Origin of the sequence: Streptomyces sp. NPDC060366, assembly GCF_042725135.1 — a bacterium.
GTDB lineage: Bacteria > Actinomycetota > Actinomycetes > Streptomycetales > Streptomycetaceae > Streptomyces.
Genome location: NZ_JBHXDC010000003.1, coordinates 524,156 through 543,611, shown reverse-complemented (window position 1 = coordinate 543,611; position 19,456 = coordinate 524,156). Strand labels below are relative to the sequence as shown.

Sequence of the window (19,456 nt, the reverse complement as noted above, 5' to 3'; positions counted from 1 at the left end):
GGCCGGCTCAGCTCTCGGCGCGCGCGTTCAACTGGTGCAGCAGCCGCGCCAGTTCGGCGACCTCCGCCCGGTCCCAGTCGGCGAGCTTGCGTACGTACCGCTCGCGCCGCGCGTCCCGCACCCGGCGGAAGCGCGCGACCCCCTCGCCGGTGAGCCGGACCAGCGAGGCGCGCCCGTCGGCCGGATCGGGCTCGCGTGTGACGAGTCCGAGCCCTTCCAACGCGTGCAGTTGACGGCTCATCGTCGCCTTGCCGACCCCGAAATAGGCGGCGAGATCGGTGGCCCGCTGATGACCGGTCTCCTCCAGCCGTACGAGAAGTCCGTAGGCGGCCGGCTCCAGTTCGGGGTGGACCTCGCGGGCCATCTCACCGGAATTGGCTCTGGCGCGCCGCAGAAAGACCGCCAACTCACGCTCCAGCGCCAGGAATTCGTGGTCCACATCACTTTTCCCGGCCGGTTCCGGTTCATTGGCCGTACCGTCTCCGTGCACGTCAGTACCCAGCACACCCATCGCGCGTTTTCCCGCTCCTGAAGGTTTTCCGTCTCCGAGGCCCATTGCCGCGGCTCCGTCATTATTTCGCAGGTTATGTACCGGCGACAGCGGCCCCGGCCCGCACGCGCGCGAGGTGGGCCCCCGGCACCGAGTGCCGGGGGCCCACCTGCCGCTGTCGCGTGGAGCGTCTCGCGCCTTAGGCGGCGATCGGGATCTCCGCCGGCGCCGTCGCCGACGAGAGCGCGATCTCCAGGACCTGGCGTACATCCGTCACCGGGTGGACCTCCAGCTTGTCCAGGATCTCGGCGGGGACGTCGTCCAGGTCCGCCTCGTTCCGCTTCGGGATGACGACCGTCGTGATGCCCGCCCGGTGGGCGGCCAGCAGCTTCTGCTTCAGGCCGCCGATGGGCAGCACACGCCCGGTCAGCGAGACCTCACCGGTCATGGCGACATCCGTACGGGCCTGGCGTCCGCTCAGCAGCGAGGCGAGCGCCGTCGTCATCGTGATGCCCGCGCTCGGGCCGTCCTTGGGCACCGCGCCCGCCGGGAAGTGGATGTGCACGCCCCGGTCCTTCAGGTCGGCCACCGGCAGTTCCAGTTCGGCGCCGTGCGAGCGCAGGAAGGACAGCGCGATCTGCGCCGACTCCTTCATGACGTCGCCGAGCTGTCCGGTCAGGGTGAGACCCGAACCGCCCGTCTCCGGGTCGGCCAGCGACGCCTCCACGAAGAGGACGTCTCCGCCGGCGCCGGTGACGGCGAGGCCCGTGGCCACACCGGGCACGGCTGTACGGCGCTCGGCCGGGTCCTGGGCGGACTCGGGCACGTGGTGCGGCCGGCCGATCAGCCCGCGCAGATCGCCGTCTCCTACGGAGAGCGGCAGTTCGCGCTCGCCCAGCTCGTGCTGTGCGGCGACCTTGCGGAGCAGTCTGGCGATGGAGCGTTCGAGGTTACGTACGCCCGCTTCGCGGGTGTACTCGCCCGCCAGCTTGCGCAGCGCCTCGTCCTCCAGCGTCACCTCGCCGGTCTCCAGACCGGCCCGCTCCAGCTGCCTCGGCAGCAGGTGGTCGCGGGCGATGACGACCTTCTCGTCCTCGGTGTAGCCGTCGAGACGCACCAGCTCCATCCGGTCGAGCAGAGCCTCGGGGATGGACTCCAGGACGTTCGCGGTGGCGAGGAAGACCACGTCGGAGAGGTCGAGTTCGACCTCCAGGTAGTGGTCGCGGAAGGTGTGGTTCTGCGCCGGGTCGAGGACTTCGAGGAGGGCGGCGGCCGGGTCGCCCCGGTAGTCGGAGCCGACCTTGTCGATCTCGTCGAGCAGGACGACCGGGTTCATCGAACCGGCCTCCTTGATCGCCCGGACGATACGGCCCGGAAGCGCGCCCACGTACGTACGCCGGTGGCCGCGGATCTCCGCCTCGTCACGGACACCGCCGAGCGCGACACGGACGAAGGAACGCCCCATGGCGTGCGCGACGGACTCGCCGAGCGAGGTCTTGCCGACGCCGGGCGGACCGACGAGGGCGAGGACGGCGCCGCCGCGGCGGCCTCCGACCACACCGAGCCCGCGGTCGTCGCGGCGCTTGCGGACGGCCAGGTACTCCGTGATCCGCTCCTTCACGTCCTCCAGGCCCGCGTGCTCGGCGTCGAGGACGCGCTGGGCGCCCCGGATGTCGTACGCGTCCTTCGACCGCTCGTTCCACGGCAGTTCGAGGACGGTGTCCAGCCAGGTGCGGATCCACGAGCCCTCCGGGCTCTGGTCGGACGACCGCTCCAGCTTGTCGACCTCCTTGAGCGCGGCCTCGCGGACGTGCTCGGGCAGGTCGGCGGCCTCCACGCGGGACCGGTAGTCGTCGGACTCGTCCTCGGGGTCGCCGTTGAGCTCGGACAGCTCCCTGCGTACGGCGTCGAGCTGGCGTCGCAGCAGGAACTCGCGCTGCTGTTTGTCGACGCCCTCCTGGACGTCCTTGGCGATGGACTCGGCGACGTCCTGCTCGGCGAAGTGCTCACGGAGCTGGTCGGTCGCCGTCTTCAGGCGGGCGACCGGGTCGGCCGTCTCCAGCAGCTCGACCTTCTGGGCCGTGCTGAGGAACGGCGAGTATCCGGCGTTGTCGGCGAGCTGCGAGACGTCGTCGATCTGCTGGACGCGGTCCACGACCTGCCAGGCGCCGCGCTTCTTCAGCCAGTCGGTGGCGAGAGCCTTGTATTCCTTGATCAGTTCGGTGACGGAACCGGGCAGCGGGTCGGGCACGGTCTCCTCGACACGCAGCCCCTCGACCCACAGGGCCCGGCCGGGCCCGGTCGTACCGGCGCCGATCCTGACGCGGCCCCTGCCGCGGATCAGGGCGCCGGGGTCGCCGTCGGAGAGCCTGCCGACCTGCTCGACGGTCCCGAGGACGCCGGTCCCCGCGTACGCCCCGTCGAGGCGCGGCACGAGCAGCACCTTCGGCTTTCCCCCGTCGGAGCCGTCGCCCGCGGCCGCCTGGGCGGCCTCCACGGCGGCACGTACTTCGGTGTCGGACAGGTCCAGCGGCACCACCATCCCCGGCAGCACGACCTCGTCGTCGAGCGGCAGCACGGGCAGGGTGAGCGGTGTGGACGTGGCAGCCATGGTCTCCCCTTCGGCAGTCAAAACTTGAGCTATGTCGACTCAATGCTTGTGAGCCTGCCGTTGTTCCCCGGATACCTGGGGAGGGTGTTCGCTCTGAGCGATCGGGCCCCTGACCGCCTTGCCCCGGCACCGCCCCGAATCCCGCCCGGCGGAAAGCAGTCGCGCACCGACGGGGCATGGGATGTAATAAGCCCATGGACAGTTCAACCATTACTTCCGTGTGGGTCGCGGGATGGGCCGTCAACCGCTCGACACCGGCGCCGGTCGTGGAGCCGTGGGGCTACCGCATCGATGTCGGACTGCCCGGCCATGTGTTCCGGCACGTCCTTCCCGAGCCCGACGAGCCCTCCGTAAGGAAGCTCTGCGAGAGCGTCACCGAGCCCGGAGCCTGGCTGAAAGTACTCGCACCGCCGGAGCGGGTGGCCGAGTGGATCACGCCGGGCTGGACGGTGCCGGACGACCCCGGCCACATGATGTTCCACGCGCTGCGCCGCTCCGTCCCACCGGCCCCGCCCGCCGGCTACACGGTGGAGACGGAGACCCGCGACGGTGTCCTGCGCCTGCGGGTGACGGCCCCCGACGGCTCCCCCGCCGCGCGCGGCCGGATCGCGGGGACGGGCGACGGCCGGACGGCGGTCGTCGACCAGGTCGAGACCTCGGAGAACCACCGCAGGCGCGGCCTCGGCCGGCTGGTGATGCGTACGCTCGAAACGGCCGCCGCCGACGCGGGCGCCACCACCGGCGTCCTCTCCGCCACCAGCGACGGCCTGGGTCTGTACACGTCGCTCGGCTGGCGGCTCCAGGGCCCGCTCACGGGCGTCGTACGCGGGACGGACGACTGACGGCGCCTCCCCCGGGCACACGCCCCGAGAACCGAATTGTCGTCGTCCCGTGCGCCCCGCGAGGATGGCGGCGGACCCGGTTCAGCCGCAGATCTGAGGAGACATCCCCGTGCCCGACCCCACCCCCGACGCTCCCGACGCCCCCGAAGCCCGCCCCGTCACCCTCGACCGGCGCGACGGACCGTACGGCGAGGTCGTCCTGCGGCGGCGGCCCGGCGGTGAGGGCGACGAGGGCGACATCCACGAGATCATCGCCAACGGCACGTTCCTGATGGACACCTCCGACGGCCGCTCCGAGCGGCTGCTGATCGACGCCGCGCAGGCCGCCCTCGCACCAGACCGCCGTGACGGCCTGCCGTCCCTCCTCATCGGCGGGCTCGGTGTCGGTTTCTCGCTCGCGCACGCCGCCGCCGACGACCGCTGGGGCCGGATCGTGGTGGTCGAACGCGAGCAGGCCGTCATCGACTGGCACCACGAGGGACCGCTCGCCCGGATCTCCGGCGCCGCGCTCGGCGACCCGCGCACTGTGATCCTCCACACCGACCTCGTCGAGTACCTGCGTACGGCGGCGGAAGTCACCGACGAGCCCACCGACCACTACGACGCCCTCTGCCTCGACATCGACAACGGGCCGGGCTGGACCGTCACCGACGAGAACGCGAGCCTGTACACACCCGGCGGGCTGGCCGACTGCCTCGCACGGCTCAACCCCGGCGGAGTCCTGGCCGTTTGGTCCGCGCAGCCGTCCCCCGCATTCGAGGAGGCGCTGCGGAATGCCGGTTTCACCGGGGTTAGGACCGAAGAGATCCAAGTTGCCCGAGGAGTGCCTGACGTGGTCCATCTCGCCGTTCGCCCTGCGTAGCCGGGAGCCCTCCGGTGCCTCTACGCTGCTCCCCACACACGGGATCGACATCCTCACGGGGATTGTGGATCGAGGAACACGGATCGCGGAACGTACCAGGGGCGGGGCGATGGAGCAGACACACACCAGCCAGAACGGGGTCGCGGCCACTCCCGGCGCGCAGCGCCGGGTGCTCGTGGTCGAGGACGACGCGACGATCGTGGACGCAATCGCGGCCCGGCTGCGCGCCGAGGGCTTCGTGGTCCAGACCGCGGTCGACGGCCCTGCGGCCGTGGACGCCGCCGAGGCGTGGCAGCCCGACCTGATGGTCCTCGACGTGATGCTGCCCGGCTTCGACGGTCTGGAGGTCTGCCGCCGTGTCCAGGCGCAGCGTCCGGTGCCGGTGCTGATGCTGACGGCACGCGACGACGAGACCGACATGCTCGTGGGGCTCGGTGTCGGGGCCGACGACTACATGACCAAGCCGTTCTCCATGCGGGAGCTGGCGGCGCGGGTGCATGTCCTGCTGCGCCGGGTGGAGCGCGCGGCGCTGGCCGCCGTGACACCGCGCAGCGGCATCCTGCGCCTCGGAGAGCTGGAGATCGACCACGCGCAGCGCCGGGTGCGGGTGCGGGCGGAGGACGTGCATCTGACGCCCACCGAGTTCGACCTGCTGGTCTGCCTGGCGAACACGCCGCGCGCGGTGCTCTCGCGGGAGCAGCTGCTGGCCGAGGTGTGGGACTGGGCGGACGCCTCGGGCACCCGCACGGTCGACAGCCACATCAAGGCCCTGCGCCGGAAGATCGGCGCCGAGCGCATCCGGACGGTGCACGGCGTGGGGTACGCCCTGGAGACACCGGCGCCATGAGCCGGACGCCGGGCGGCGGGGGCGAGCAGGCCGAGGGTCCCGGACGTACGGGACGCGCGGGCCGTACGCCACGGGGTCCGCGCCCCCCGCGCGCCGCGCGCCCGTCGTCGGCCCGTACCGGCGTTCCCCGGCCGGCCAGAGGCGGCTCGCAGCGGCACGACCCGTCCGGCCACGGCGGTCCGGCGCGCAAGGGTCCGGCCCGGATAAGGGCGGGGCACGGGTCTCTCGGCGGGGTGGACGGCGGCGGTCTGCGGCCGTTCTCCATCAAGACCAAGCTCGGCATGCTCGTCGTGGTCTCCGTGCTCATCACCACGGGGCTGCTGATGGTGGCGCTGCGCACCGAGACCGAGCTGCGCTTCATCACGGTCTTCTCCATGATCGCGACGCTGTTGATAACGCAGTTCGTGGCGCACGGTCTGACCGCCCCGCTGGACGAGATGAACACCGTCGCGAAGGGCATCTCGCACGGTGACTACACGCGGCGCGTCAGCGGCGCCGACCGCCGTGACGAGCTGGGCGACCTGGCCTCCACCATCAACCGCATGGCGGACGACCTGGAGGCGGTGGACCGGCACCGCAAGGAGCTGGTCGCCAATGTCTCGCACGAGCTGCGCACGCCGATCGCCGCGCTGCGCGCCGTACTGGAGAACGTGGTGGACGGGGTGTCCGCCGCCGATCCGGAGACGATGCGTACGGCGCTGAAGCAGACCGAGCGGCTGGGCCGGCTGGTGGAGACGCTGCTGGATCTGTCGCGGCTCGACAACGGTGTGCTGCCGCTCAAGGCGCGGCGCTTCGAGGTGTGGCCCTATCTGTCCGGGGTGCTGAAGGAGGCCAATCTCGCGGCCTCGCAGCGCGGTCTCAGCTCGGGTTCCGGCAACCACACCCGTACGGACGTGCATCTGCATCTGGATGTGTCGCCGCCGGAGCTGACGGCGCACGCGGACGCGGAGCGGCTGCACCAGGTGGTGGCGAATCTCATCGACAACGCGGTCAAGCACAGCCCGCCGCACGGCCGGGTGACGGTGCGGGCACGGCGCGGGCACGGTCCGGAGTCGCTGGATCTGGAGATCCAGGACGAGGGACCGGGTATCCCGGAGCCGGAGCGGCACCGGGTCTTCGAGCGTTTCAACCGCGGCAGCGCGCCGTCGCCGCACGGTCCCGGCAGTGACGGCGGTACGGGGCTGGGGCTGGCGATCGCGAGCTGGGCGGTGGATCTGCACGGCGGGCGTATCGGGGTGGCCGAATCCGTACGTGGCTGCCTCATCCAGGTGACACTTCCGGGAATCCCTCGGGCGCGCGGTTGACGTAGGGTTCGAACCGGAGGCACCGAACGAGCGCGTTCTGACGGAAATTCGGTCGGGTGCTGCCGGTCCGGACTCCGTTCAGTCGGTGAAAAGACCGTGTGGCGTCACGGTGCGTCCACAGCTCCGAGGACAGCTCCAAGGAAACCTGGCTCGTTTCCCGCCAATTCCTACGCCGAAACCCGCCTTCCGGTGTGACTTGCATGACGTTGCCCCCGCCCGGTCTGCTCCTCTCGGTCCGGTAGGCGTAGCCTTGATTCCCGCTGTCCATCACCTTGTGAAGCGGAAGAGGGCGGTTGCCGCCGTGTCGTCTCAGTCCCCCAGTAACTCAAGCGTCTCGACCGACCAAACGGGGCAGGACAAGAATCCTGCCGCCGCCTTCGGGCCCAATGAATGGCTCGTCGACGAGATCTACCAGCAGTACCTCCAGGACCCGAATTCGGTCGACCGTGCCTGGTGGGACTTCTTCGCCGACTACAAGCCGGGCACGACCGGTACGGCGGACAAGAGCCCGGAGTCCACGACGGCGTCCACCGCAGCCGCGGGGGCTGCGGCGAGTGCCGCACCGGCCGCACCCGTGACGGCGACTGCCACGACCTCCACGACAGCTCCCGCCGCTCCGGCGAAGCCCGTGGCAGCGGCGCCCGCGCAGGCTCAGGCCCCCAAGGCCGAGTCGCAGGCACCGGCGGCGGCACCGGCCGCTCCGGCGAAGCCCGCCGCTGCGGCTCCCGCGCCGGCGAAGGCCGCGCCGCCCGCCGCGAAGCCGGCCGCCGCCAAGGCGGCGCCGAAGGACGAGCTGTCCGACGAGGAGCCCACCGGGCCCGAGTTCGTGACGCTGCGCGGCCCGTCGGCCGCTGTCGCGAAGAACATGAGCATGTCGCTGGAGCTGCCCACGGCCACGTCCGTGCGCGCCGTCCCGGTGAAGCTGCTCTTCGACAACCGCATCGTCATCAACAACCACCTGAAGCGGGCGCGCGGCGGCAAGATCTCCTTCACGCACCTCATCGGGTACGCGATGGTGCAGGCCATCAAGGCCATGCCGTCGATGAACTACTCCTTCACCCAGAAGGACGGCAAGCCGACCCTGGTCAAGCCGGAGCACATCAACTTCGGTCTGGCCATCGACCTGGTGAAGCCGAACGGCGACCGCCAGCTCGTCGTCGCCGGCATCAAGAAGGCCGAGACGCTCAACTTCTTCGAGTTCTGGCAGGCGTACGAGGACATCGTCCGGCGCGCCCGCGGCAACAAGCTCACGATGGACGACTTCACCGGCGTCACCGTCTCGCTGACCAACCCGGGCGGCCTCGGCACGGTGCACTCCGTGCCGCGTCTGATGCCCGGTCAGTCGGTCATCATGGGCGTCGGTTCGATGGACTACCCGGCGGAGTTCCAGGGCACGTCGCAGGACACCCTGAACAAGCTGGGCATCTCCAAGGTCATGACGCTGACCTCGACGTACGACCACCGTGTCATCCAGGGCGCCGCCTCCGGCGAGTTCCTGCGGATCGTCAGTCAGCTGCTGCTCGGCGAGAACGAGTTCTACGACGAGATCTTCCAGGCGCTGCGGATCCCCTACGAGCCGGTGCGCTGGCTCAAGGACATCGACGCCTCGCACGACGAGGACGTCACGAAGCCCGCGCGGGTCTTCGAGCTGATCCACTCCTACCGGGTGCGCGGCCATGTCATGGCCGACACCGACCCGTTGGAGTACCGCCAGCGCAAGCACCCCGACCTGGACATCACCGAGCACGGCCTCACCCTGTGGGACCTGGAGCGGGAGTTCGCGGTCGGCGGCTTCGCCGGCCAGTCGATGATGAAGCTGCGCGACATCCTGGGCGTGCTGCGCAACTCGTACTGCCGCACCACGGGCGTCGAGTTCATGCACATCCAGGACCCGAAGCAGCGCAAGTGGCTCCAGGACCGTATCGAGCGCTCCAACTCCAAGCCGGAGCGCGAGGAGCAGCTGCGGATCCTGCGCAGGCTCAACGCGGCCGAAGCGTTCGAGACGTTCCTCCAGACCAAGTACGTCGGCCAGAAGCGGTTCTCCCTGGAGGGCGGCGAGTCCGTCATCCCGCTGCTCGACGCGGTCATCGACTCGGCTGCCGAGTCGCGGCTCGACGAGGTCGTCATCGGTATGGCCCACCGCGGCCGGCTCAACGTGCTGGCGAACATCGTCGGCAAGTCGTACGCGCAGATCTTCCGCGAGTTCGAGGGCAACCTCGACCCGAAGTCGATGCACGGCTCCGGCGACGTGAAGTACCACCTGGGCGCCGAGGGCACCTTCACCGGTCTCGACGGCGAGCAGATCAAGGTCTCGCTGGCGGCGAACCCCTCGCACCTGGAGGCGGTCGACCCGGTCCTCGAAGGCATCGCGCGCGCCAAGCAGGACATCATCAACAAGGCGGGCACGGACTTCACCGTGCTGCCCGTCGCGCTGCACGGCGACGCGGCCTTCGCGGGCCAGGGTGTCGTCGCCGAGACGCTCAACATGTCGCAGCTGCGCGGCTACCGCACCGGCGGCACGGTGCACGTGGTGATCAACAACCAGGTCGGCTTCACCGCCGCCCCGGAGGCCTCGCGCTCCTCGATGTACGCGACGGACGTCGCGCGCATGATCGAGGCGCCGATCATCCATGTGAACGGTGACGACCCGGAGGCATGCGTCCGGGTGGCGCGGCTCGCGTTCGAGTTCCGCCAGACGTTCAACAAGGACGTCGTCATCGACCTCATCTGCTACCGCCGTCGCGGGCACAACGAGGGCGACAACCCGCAGTTCACCAACCCGCAGATGGTCACCCTGATCGACAAGAAGCGTTCGGTGCGCAAGCTCTACACCGAGTCGCTGATCGGTCGCGGCGACATCACGCTGGAAGAGGCGGAGCAGGCGCTCCAGGACTTCCAGGGCCAGCTGGAGAAGGTGTTCGCCGAGGTCCGCGAGGCCACGTCGCACCCGGCTCCGACCCATGTCCCGGACGCCCAGGCCCAGTTCCCGGTCGCGGTCACGACGGCCATCTCGCAGGAGGTCGTCAAGCGGATCGCCGAGTCCCAGGTCAACATCCCCGACCACATCACGGTGCACCCGCGGCTGATGCCGCAGATGCAGCGCCGTGCGGCGTCGGTCGAGGACGGCACGATCGACTGGGGCACCGGCGAGACCCTCGCCATCGGCTCGCTGCTGATGGAGGGCACCCCGGTCCGGCTGTCGGGCCAGGACACCCGCCGCGGCACGTTCGGCCAGCGCCACGCGGTGCTGGTGGACCAGGAGACCGGCGAGGACTACACCCCGCTGCTCTACCTGTCCGAGGAGCAGGCCCGCTACAACGTCTACGACTCGCTGCTGAGCGAGTACGCGGCGATGGGCTTCGAGTACGGCTACTCGCTGGCCCGCCCGGAGTCGCTGGTCATGTGGGAGGCCCAGTTCGGCGACTTCGTCAACGGGGCGCAGACCGTCGTCGACGAGTTCATCTCGTCGGCGGAGCAGAAGTGGGGCCAGACCTCGGGCGTCACGCTGCTGCTGCCGCACGGCTACGAGGGCCAGGGCCCGGACCACTCGTCCGCGCGCCCCGAGCGCTTCCTCCAGATGTGCGCGCAGAACAACATGACGGTCGCGATGCCGACCCTGCCGTCGAACTACTTCCACCTGCTGCGCTGGCAGGTCCACAACCCGCACCACAAGCCGCTGGTCGTCTTCACCCCGAAGCTGCTGCTGCGGCTGAAGGCGGCGACGTCGAAGATCGAGGAGTTCACCTCGGGCGGCTTCCGCCCGGTGATCGGCGACGCGATGGCCGAGGCGGGCACGATCGAGCCGGCGGACGTCCGCAAGGTCGTCTTCTGCGCGGGCAAGGTCTACTACGACCTGGACGCCGAGCGCCAGAAGCGCGGTGCGAAGGACACGGTGATCGTGCGTCTCGAGCGGCTGTACCCGCTGCCGGGCGCGGAGCTCCAGGCGGAGATCGCGAAGTACCCGAACGCCGAGAAGTACCTGTGGGCGCAGGAGGAGCCGGCGAACCAGGGCGCGTGGCCGTTCATCGCGCTCAACCTGATCGACCACCTGGACCTGGCGGTCGGCGCCGACATCCCGCACGGTGAGCGGCTGCGCCGTATCTCGCGGACCGCTTCGTCGTCGCCCGCGGTCGGCTCCGCCAAGCGGCACCAGGCGGAGCAGGCGCAGCTCTGCGCGGAGGTCTTCGACGCCTGACGGCTCTGATGTGACGGACGAGGGCCCGGCACCGCTTCTCGCGGTGCCGGGCCCTCGTCCGTGTACGGGCCGGGTGTCTGCCGGGCCGGGTGCTCAGCCCAGATACGGCTCGAAGTCCCAGTAGGGGCGGATCCGTTGGCGCGCCGACAGTGTGTGGTGATGCTGCGCGCCCATCGTGCGCGTCAGCTTCTGGAGGGCGTCCTCCTCGACCTTGTCCGCCTCCTCGCGCTGCTGGAGCCCCCGCAGATCGGCGGCGAGCGCCGTCTGGCTGGAGAGCGTCAGCGGATGGTCGTCACCCAGCGCCGCGCGGGAGCGCCGCAGCGTCTCCCTGCTCAGCTCGGCGGCCTCCTCCAGACGCCCGGTGAGGTTGCGCCCGCCGGCCGCGTTCAGCGCGCAGCCCAGCGTCCACGGGTGGTCGTCGCCGAGCAGGGTGCGCAGACCGGTGAGCGCCTGCTCGAAGAGCACGAGCGCACCGTCCCTGTTCCCCTCGGCCTGCATGAGGAGGCCGATGTTGGACTGCATCCCGGTCGGTACGGGGTGGGCCTGGCCGACCAGTGCGCGGTAGGTGTCCTCCGCCTCGGCGAGCAGGTCCCTGGCCTGGCCCAGATCGCCGTGCACGCGCAGGTAGTTGCCGTAGTCGGTGACGAGCATCAGGTTGTTGTGGTGGCCCTTGCCGTACACGCGCTCGTGGCGGGAGAGCAGGTCCGCCATGATCGGACCGACGTCCTCGCCCTTCGTGCCCGCCCTGCGCCTGCACAGGACGAGGTTGTGCTGCGCCCACAGCGTCTGCGGGTGGTGTTCGCCGAGGACCTGGATCTGGGTCCGTACGCCCAGCTCCTGCCGGGCCAGCGCGTCGTGGTACCGGCCGAGGAGGCGCAGGTCGCGGGCGCACGCGTTGACCGAGTGCAGGGTGTTGGAGTGCCGGGCTCGCAGGACCGCCTCGCGCTTGCGCAGCGTGTCGAGGTCGGTCTCGTACGCCTTCTCGAACTGGCCGAGGAGGCGCAGGGTCACGCCCAGGTTGTGCTGGGCCTGGAGGGTGGTCCACTGATCGGCCCCCAGCAGGTCGCGGCCGACATCGACCACGTCCCGCTGGAGCCGGTACGACTCCGGGTAGCGGCCGAGGAACCGCAGGTCGGAGCTGAGCCCGCTGTTGGCCGTCATCAGCCTGATCGGGTCCGGCTCCGGCTGGGCCAGCAGCAGATCCAGAGTCGCGCTGTCCCGGTCGAACGCCTCGTGGAACCGGCCGCTCGCGCGCAGGATGACCGAGGTCTGGGCGCTCAGTTCCAGCATGACCTCGGAGTCCGGCTCGAACAGCTCGACCCACTGCTCCCGGACCCGTCGGGACAGGTCCATGCCGACGGTGTACTCGCCGCTGTTGTAGCAGTACTGGAGGCAGTTCAGGACGAGTTGGACGGTGCGCGGATGGGTGCTCGCCAAGGCGCCCGAGTATTCGAGCTGGGGCAGGATCTCGGCGTACCGGGGCCACTGCCTGCTGTCGGAGGGCTCGCCGGGGTCGCTGCCGACGAGGACCTGGCGGACCACGGCGCGGTGGGTGTCGCGGTCGGCGCCCGCGGTGAGCCGGCTGACGATGCCGTGCACGACGCGGTGCATGTGGACGGACTCCTGGCGGGGCCCGGCCTCGCGTCCCTCGGAGACGGACGAGCTGCGTGAATCCTTGGTGATGACCGAGTAGTTGGCGAGGGTGTCCAGGGCCCGCGGCCAGTCGGGTGAGTTGTCGGCGATCCAGCGGAGCTGCTCCGGAAGCCCTTCGGGTGACACACCGCGGACCAGGCCGATGGGGATCCGGCCGGGTGCGAAGCAGGCGCAGAGCTTGAGGAGTTCGAGCGCGCGGGGCTCGGACTCACGGACCCGGTTGAAGAGCATCGACCAGGAGGTGAGCGAGGAGCTGGGGTAGTCGCCGAGCTCGGACACCTCCTCCAAGGGGTTGATCTCCCCGCTGTGGACCTTCCCCAGGTATTCCGGTACGGGCATCCGCAACTCGCCGAGCAGCGCCGCCGCGTGGGCCATCTGGAGCGGCAGGTCCTGGAACTCGACGGCCACCTCGTCGGCCTCGGCCGCCGTGATGTGCGGGGCCCTGCGCATCAGATAGCCGGTCGACTCGGCGCGCCGGAAGACCGGCACCTCCACCACGTCGCCGACGGTGCGCCACCCGTGGTTCCGAGAGGTGATCAGGATGTGACCGGTGCCGCCCCGGGGCAGCATCGAGGCGGCCTCCTCCACGTCCTCCCAGCCGTCGAAGATGACCAGCCAGCGGCCGTGCGGGTCGCCGCGGCGCAGCGCGTCGCGCACCGCGCGGATCCGCTCGCCGGGCTCGGAGCCGCCGCGCAGGCCGAGGGCCGGTGCCAGCTCCCCGAACCGGTCGCGCTGGGTGCCGCGCTGGTCGGAGTTGACCCACCACACGACGTCGTAGTCGGGGCTGAAGCGGTGCGCGTACTCGGCGGCGAGCTGGGTCTTGCCGATGCCGGCCATGCCGACGAGCGCGCAGACCGCCGCGCCCGGTTCGACTTCGGTGAGCGATTCCTGGACGCGGTTGAGCAGTTCGTCCCGGCCGGTGAAGCGCGAGTTGCGGCGCGGCACCTCGCCCCAGACGGCGGGCGCGTCGCTGGGGTAGCGGGAGGGGGTGGACACCGTGTCGGTGCGCAGCGAGCCCGGTTCGAGGGAGAGCCGCGCCAGCAGGCGCCGTTCGGCTTCCTGTTCGCCGATGCCCCACAGGTCGACCGGTTCGAGGACGGCGGTGGCGGGCAGCAGCGAGCGGTTGGTGAGGTTGACGGCGGCGAACCGGTCCGCGTTGGCGGCGACGAAGCCGCGCAGCACATCGTTCCAGTCGCCCTCGCGGCGCGGTCCGAGCTGGAAGAACCACTCGCTGAGCACCAGCAGGACCCGGCCTCTGGCCAGCAGGAGGTCACCGAGCGCGACCTCCAGGGACTGGTCCCGGTCGGGGTCCCAGCGGTGGGTCGTGACGCGATGGCCGTGCGCTTCGAGCCGGCGTGCGATCCAGGTGGCCCACGGCCGGTGATGGCCCGGGAAGGCGACCACGAAATGCTGGGACTCCTGATCGGGGCCGCCGTCCCCCGTCAGGTGCCGCTGAGCGACCATGCGCGCGTCTCCTCATTCATCGAGCTGCGCCATTCCCTGACGGCGCGTCTGAAATGTTACCGAACGTCACCGTCACCGGACAGGGAATCGGACAGTGCGTACGGGCTATTCGGACCCCTGCCCAGTGACGTCAGATGCTGCTTCATCGAGACGGTGAACCGCGTGCCGCGCTCGGTGAGTTGATGGCTGTCCAGCAGGACGGGGAGCGCGTCGGCGACCTGTGCGCGGTACTTCTCGCAGCGGGCGCGGGCCGCCCGGCGGGCGGCGGGCGCGGCGCCGGGACGCTCGGCGACGCGCGACCAGAGGTCGGCGAGGGCGAGATGCGCGTAGGTCCCCTGGAGCACGCCGTCGAAGGGGCGCGGGTCCTCGCGCCACGCGACGCGGTGGACGGCGGCTCCGTCGGCGCGGTGCAGCGCGACGAGGTCGGCGAGAACGGCGAGCTTGCTGTGGGCGAGTTCGTGGACGAGCACCTCGGCGAACCGGCGCGCGGTGTCGGGCAGCGCGGTCTGCACGGCCCAGGGCGCCGCCCTGAGGGTGCCGCTGGAGGCGCCCTCGCCGGCCGGTGCCATCGGCACCACGGACCGTACGAGCCGGGTGACTTCGGCCGCGCGCCACGGGTCCGCGGACTCCAGGAGGGCGACGGCGGCCCGCCAGCGGGCGAGCCAGGCGGCGCGGTCCGTACGGGGCCGAGACCCGGCGTCGAAGGTGTGACCGGTCCCGAGGTCGTCGAGCCGGCCGGCACTGCCCGGCAGCACGGCCAGGGAGTCCCAGCCCGCCCCCACCCCTCGGCCGTCGGGCCGCAGGAGTACGGACCGGGCCGGGCGGCCCACGGGGGTGAGCAACGTGCCGCGCGGACCCGAGCGGATCCGTACGCGGGGTGCGCGGGCGTCCTGAACTCCGATGCCGGGCAGGACGAGACGCCCGTCCGCCGTGGGCAGCAGGAGGTCGAGAGGGGCACCGGTGCTCAGCCCCGTGGCGACAGCGATCCCGCCGAGGGGGCGGAGGGCGGCGGCGAGGCCCTCCGGTCCCTGTGCGTTGAGGGCGTCCACGACCCAGCCGCCGACGGCGGGGTAGTCGAGGAGCCGCCGGGCGGCGGCCGGCGCGGGCGACTCGGACCGGGTCAGGAGCCGCCAGTCCCGGTCGAACGCGGCGCGGGCGCCCGGCGGTAAGTCCTCCCGCCCGACGCGGGCGAGAAGGGCTTTGAACAGCACCAGGCGGCGGCTGTGCAGGGCGGCATGCAACAGGTCGGTGTCGCGGGGCAGTTGGCGGGTGGCGGCGAGCCGCACGAGGGTGCCGGGCGGGACGACGAAGGCCCCCGGCGCCGCGGCCATTACCTCCGCTCCGCGACGAGACCGGCCGATTCCCGCCGCCGCGTCAGCCCGTTCACTTCCCGTCGTTCCACGAATCGGTGAACGAGCCCGGGCAGCGGAGCACATCCTCGACTGCCGCCGTCAGTGCGGCGTCGTCCAGGCCCTGGAGGGTCCACAGGTCGACGCCGGTCAGATCGGGGAGCACCGGACTGCCTGGAATCCCACTGATCCGCTCCGCGGATCCGGGCACACGTTGCTCCAGCACGCTCTGCTCCTCCCCGATGCCCCCGAGGGCGTGTGGTGAAAGTCCCGCCTTGCGTTCGCGCACACACCAGACGCCATGAGCACCGCTCTGCGGGGCGGACGGCGCCGGGTTCACGGCACGCCTTGGGAGGCGATGCCGTGAGGTTTCTCCTTCCCGAGGCCCACGATTCGGAAACCCGTTCGCCACACAGGGAGTCGGTGTTCGGCCGCACCCGCGCGGCCCCCTGGGCCGTGTCTTCAAAGTCCCGCCTGGCCCACGACGCCTGGCACGGCACCTCGCCGCGTTGTCGGACTCGGCCAAGTACGGCTGGTCCATCCACAAGACCGATCCTCCGCCTTGCGATGCACCCCACCTGCCGCCGCCGGCCCCGCCCTGCGGGCGGACGGCGCTACTTTGAAGACACGACCTAGGGAGCGCATACCGGGCGCGTCGATGCACGCACCGGTCGCGCACGCATCTGCCCCGAGAGGGGTGGGCTGTTGAGCCCGTCCGGCGTTCGAGGACACACGCGCGGCCCGTCCGGCGCTCGTGGGCGGGCGCCGGACGGGTCTCAGCCGCTCAGCGCCCCGACCCGCTCGCGGGTCGCCCGTGCCTCGTCCTGCGGGACCGCGATGCCCTGCTCCGCCAGGTCGCGCCAGTGGTCGGCCGCCGCCCGGTAGTCGGTCAGGGCCGCCGACGGGCGGGCCATCCGCTCGTACAGTTCGGCGCGGCCGTGCAGCGCGCGGGCCGCCGTGATCGAGGGCGGTTCGGGGATCTCGCGCAGCGCTCTGCCGTAAGCGGACTCCGCCGAGGCGAAGTGCGTCTGCGGCTGCGGCAGTTCCAGGCGCGCGCCCGCCAGGAGCAGCCAGGAGCGGGCCCGGGTTTCCGGGTCGGCGGCGCGGCGGGCCGAGAGCTCCAGCAGATGGCAGCCCTCGTAGACGTCGGGCAGGAAACCGCCGCCCGCGGGGTCGCCGCGGTAGCGGTCCAGCAGGGCCGTACCGAGCAGCAGGTGGAGGCGCCAGCGCAGCGGGGTCCTGGAGGTGACGTTGGTGAGGGCTTCGCGCAGGATGCCCTCCGCGCGGTCGATGAGACGGGTCTCGGTGAGCAGCATCTCGCCCCATTCGGCGAGGAGTTCGCACCGTTCGGGGCTGTCGCGCGGCGCGCTGCGCTCGGCCTGTCCGTACGCGGTCGCCGCCGCTTCCCAGTCCCGTGCCTCGCGGTGGATCCGCGCCCGCTCGCGCAGGGTGCGCAGCAGCAGCGACGCGCTGTCCTCGGCCGCCGTCTCGGCCGCTTCGGTCAGGGCGAGGAGTTCGGCCGTGTCGCGCTCCTGTGTCAGCCGCAGGGCCGACACGAGGTCGAGGAGGGCGCCCGCGCGGCGGTGCGCGGGCGCCTCCAACTCGTCCAACAGATCGAGCGCGGTGCGCAGTTCACGTACGGACGCGGTGGCCGGCTCCTGCGGTTCGGGGACGGTTCCGGCCAGGTCGAGCAGGACCCGGCCCATCCGCAGCCGACGCGCCGTCTCCGTGGCGAGGTCGGCCCCGTCGGGCATCTCGGCCAGCCCGGCGACCGCCGCGTGCAGCCATCGGGGGTCGCGGTCCTGGCGCCACAGCTCGTGCCGGACATCCGCGCGGGCGACGGCCGTCGCCGGCTCGCGTCCGGTGAGCAGCCGCTCGGCGCGGGTCAGCAGCCCGTGCGCCTCCTCGGGATCGCGCCGCGCCTCCGTGGTGTTGGCGCGGGCGAACAGCACCCGCCCCAGCAGATGCCGGGAGCGTCCGTCGCCGTCGGCGGCCAGCGCGGCCTCGGCGAGCGCCTGCGCGTCGACGAGCATCTGCCGGTCGCGGCGGTCGCGCCACAGGCCGAGCAGCCGCTCCACCTCGTCCAGCCTGCCGGGCACCGGCCGTACGGGCCGGTACCAGCGCACCACGCGGGCGGGGACCTGCGCGAACAGCTCCTCGTCGGCCTGCGGGCCCCCGTCGGGGTCCTCCGGCACCACCGGCTCGTCGGTCTCCAGCCCCTGGAGGCGGGCGACGGCCAGCGCCGGGAAGTTGCGCATGCCCTTGCCGAACCGCCGGGTGACGTACTCCGACAGGTATTTGAGGACCAGTTCGGCGGCGCCCTGGTCGAGCATCTCGAGGAGCAGTTCGCGTACGCCGGGCGCGAAGTCGTAGCGCGGTCCCGGTACGTCGGCGGTGTCGGGCAGCCGCTCCAGCAGTCCGCCGAGGAGCACCTCGGCCAGTTGCATGGGGCCGGTGTCGGGCAGCAGCGCTTCCTGCACGAGCTGCATGACGGGCAGGTAGAGCGGTACGGCAGCCAGATGGACGGCCAGTTCGAGCGCGCCCGGCGACGCGCCGGAGCGGAAGTCGCGCAGCCGTGCCTGCGGGGTGCGCGCCCCCGCGTACGGCCCCGACTCGGGCTGTGCCGGATGCCGCGGCAGCACCCAGCCCGCCGCGCCGCGCATCGTACGGGTGCCGGTGCCGCCGAGCAGCTGTGCCCAGCCGCCGAGGACCCGGTCGGTCGGCAGCAGGACGGGCACCGGGCGGGCCCCGGCGGGCGGCGCCGCGCGCCCGTGGGTCTCGTCGGCGACGAACCGCATGCCGCGTCCCACGCCGGGCTCGTGGACGAGCAGCCCGGGGTCGGCGGGCAGCGCGGTGCGGTCCCACAGTCGGGGCGGCAGGGGCTGGACGACGGCGATCTGGGAGCTCTCGGCCCAGCGGTAGAGCAGACGCTGGGCGCCGCCCGACTGCCACAGCGGCCCCACGCAGTCGCTGATGACGAGCGTGAGCCGGCGGCCGGTGACGTCGCGGTGCTGGTCGGCGGGGCGCAGCCGGGTCTGGTTCGGGTCGGGTCCGGTGCCGGCCATCGCCGAACCGTCGGGCCCCGGGTGCAGGTAGTGCACCTGGACGTCGCGGAACGCGCCGAGCCGTTCGCAGGCTTGGCGGAGCCGTTCGAGGGTCAGTTGCCACACGGAGGCGGTCGGTGAGGCGTCCATCAGGAGCTGGATCTCGGCCTCCCGGTGCGCGGCCGGGCGGCGTACGGGACGCAGGAAGCCCTCGGCGGCGCTGCGTTCGGCGGTCGCCTCCTCGTCCAGTTCCGCGCCGAGGACCGGGGCGACGGGCGGACGGTAGCCGCGCAGGGGTCGCAGCGCGCGCTGGAGGCCCAGCAGCCCGGACAGGGCTCCGGTGGCCGGTGCCCGTATCGGGAACGAACGGGTGGGAACGGCCTCCGCGGTCGACGGGGCGTAGAGCGAGACGGGCGCGGTCTGCTCGGCGCTGCGGGACGAGGGGTCGGGCCGGGGACCCGGCTCCTCGGGGGGCGGCTGTACGGCCGCGTCGGGCGCGGTCGGCCCGGCGGTGGGAGGTTCATGGTGCTCCGGACGATCCCCGGTCCGCGGCCGGGGAGCCGTCAGACGCGCCAGCCACACGGCGTCGGCCAGCTCACTGGCGGACACCTCGCGGCCCGCCGCGCGCAGCCGGCCGACCAGCTCCGTCAGCCCGTCGGGCCGACCGGGCGGCGGCCGGCCGGACGGGTCGTCCGGCTGCCCCGCCGACGGGTCCCGCGTCGGCTGGTCCGGTTGGCCCCGCTGACCGGGGGGCGGGCGGGGAGTGGCGCCGGGGGGCGGGTCGGGGGTGGTCAC

The 19,456-nt window shown here is 71.9% G+C and carries 11 protein-coding genes; 5 read left to right on the top strand and 6 right to left on the bottom strand.

What is annotated here, in order from left to right; genetic code table 11:
• Positions 1 to 7: 7 nt before the first annotated feature.
• The gene (locus tag ACFWHU_RS11375; protein ID WP_385801778.1) at positions 8 to 511 is read right to left on the bottom strand and encodes a MarR family winged helix-turn-helix transcriptional regulator; all 504 of its coding nucleotides are present in this window, start codon (positions 509 to 511) and stop codon (positions 8 to 10) included.
• A gap of 178 nt (positions 512 to 689) precedes the next feature.
• Positions 690 to 3,101, bottom strand: coding sequence for an endopeptidase La (gene lon / locus ACFWHU_RS11370; RefSeq protein WP_385801780.1), 2,412 nt, complete (start codon positions 3,099 to 3,101; stop codon positions 690 to 692).
• 194 nt (positions 3,102 to 3,295) lie between these two features.
• Between lon and ACFWHU_RS11365 the strand changes: the two genes are divergently transcribed.
• The 5 genes from ACFWHU_RS11365 to ACFWHU_RS11345 all read left to right on the top strand — a co-directional run bounded on the left by ACFWHU_RS11365 (position 3,296) and on the right by ACFWHU_RS11345 (position 11,151).
• Positions 3,296 to 3,943, top strand: a complete 648-nt coding sequence (locus ACFWHU_RS11365; protein ID WP_385801782.1) for a GNAT family N-acetyltransferase — start codon at positions 3,296 to 3,298, stop codon at positions 3,941 to 3,943.
• Positions 3,944 to 4,052: 109 nt separating this feature from the next.
• Positions 4,053 to 4,805 (top strand): spermidine synthase, encoded by a 753-nt coding sequence (locus ACFWHU_RS11360; protein ID WP_385801784.1) that lies wholly within the window; start codon positions 4,053 to 4,055, stop codon positions 4,803 to 4,805.
• Positions 4,806 to 4,914: 109 nt separating this feature from the next.
• Positions 4,915 to 5,652 carry a response regulator transcription factor gene (locus ACFWHU_RS11355; protein WP_078075112.1) on the top strand — a complete coding sequence of 246 codons (738 nt, stop codon included), beginning with the start codon at positions 4,915 to 4,917 and terminating at the stop codon, positions 5,650 to 5,652.
• Positions 5,653 to 5,933: 281 nt separating this feature from the next.
• Positions 5,934 to 6,956, top strand: a complete 1,023-nt coding sequence (locus ACFWHU_RS11350) for an ATP-binding protein (RefSeq protein WP_078079478.1) — start codon at positions 5,934 to 5,936, stop codon at positions 6,954 to 6,956.
• 301 nt (positions 6,957 to 7,257) lie between these two features.
• Positions 7,258 to 11,151, top strand: a complete 3,894-nt coding sequence (locus ACFWHU_RS11345) for a multifunctional oxoglutarate decarboxylase/oxoglutarate dehydrogenase thiamine pyrophosphate-binding subunit/dihydrolipoyllysine-residue succinyltransferase subunit (RefSeq protein WP_387224689.1) — start codon at positions 7,258 to 7,260, stop codon at positions 11,149 to 11,151.
• A gap of 93 nt (positions 11,152 to 11,244) precedes the next feature.
• Here the strand turns inward: ACFWHU_RS11345 and fxsT are convergent, their stop codons facing one another.
• The 4 genes from fxsT to ACFWHU_RS11325 form a co-directional block, all read right to left on the bottom strand.
• On the bottom strand, positions 11,245 to 14,268 hold the full coding sequence (gene fxsT, locus ACFWHU_RS11340; protein ID WP_387224688.1) for an FxSxx-COOH system tetratricopeptide repeat protein: 3,024 nt from the start codon (positions 14,266 to 14,268) through the stop codon (positions 11,245 to 11,247).
• Between the two features lie 56 nt (positions 14,269 to 14,324).
• On the bottom strand, positions 14,325 to 15,599 hold the full coding sequence (locus tag ACFWHU_RS11335; RefSeq protein WP_387224687.1) for an aKG-HExxH-type peptide beta-hydroxylase: 1,275 nt from the start codon (positions 15,597 to 15,599) through the stop codon (positions 14,325 to 14,327).
• A gap of 52 nt (positions 15,600 to 15,651) precedes the next feature.
• The gene (locus ACFWHU_RS11330) at positions 15,652 to 15,843 is read right to left on the bottom strand and encodes a hypothetical protein (protein ID WP_385803752.1); all 192 of its coding nucleotides are present in this window, start codon (positions 15,841 to 15,843) and stop codon (positions 15,652 to 15,654) included.
• A gap of 550 nt (positions 15,844 to 16,393) precedes the next feature.
• Entirely contained in the window at positions 16,394 to 19,456 is a 3,063-nt protein-coding gene (locus tag ACFWHU_RS11325; RefSeq protein ID WP_385803750.1) for an SAV_2336 N-terminal domain-related protein, read from the bottom strand.

Excerpts from the sequence above, each read along its gene's own strand:
- ACFWHU_RS11375 (WP_385801778.1), bottom strand. The coding sequence starts at position 511 with ATGGGTGTGCTGGGTACTGACGTGCACGGAGACGGTACGGCCAATGAA.
- lon (WP_385801780.1), bottom strand. The coding sequence starts at position 3,101 with ATGGCTGCCACGTCCACACCGCTCACCCTGCCCGTGCTGCCGCTCGAC.
- ACFWHU_RS11365 (WP_385801782.1), top strand. The coding sequence starts at position 3,296 with ATGGACAGTTCAACCATTACTTCCGTGTGGGTCGCGGGATGGGCCGTC.
- ACFWHU_RS11355 (WP_078075112.1), top strand. The coding sequence starts at position 4,915 with ATGGAGCAGACACACACCAGCCAGAACGGGGTCGCGGCCACTCCCGGC.
- ACFWHU_RS11350 (WP_078079478.1), top strand. The coding sequence starts at position 5,934 with ATGCTCGTCGTGGTCTCCGTGCTCATCACCACGGGGCTGCTGATGGTG.
- fxsT (WP_387224688.1), bottom strand. The coding sequence starts at position 14,268 with ATGGTCGCTCAGCGGCACCTGACGGGGGACGGCGGCCCCGATCAGGAG.
- ACFWHU_RS11335 (WP_387224687.1), bottom strand. The coding sequence starts at position 15,599 with ATGGCCGCGGCGCCGGGGGCCTTCGTCGTCCCGCCCGGCACCCTCGTG.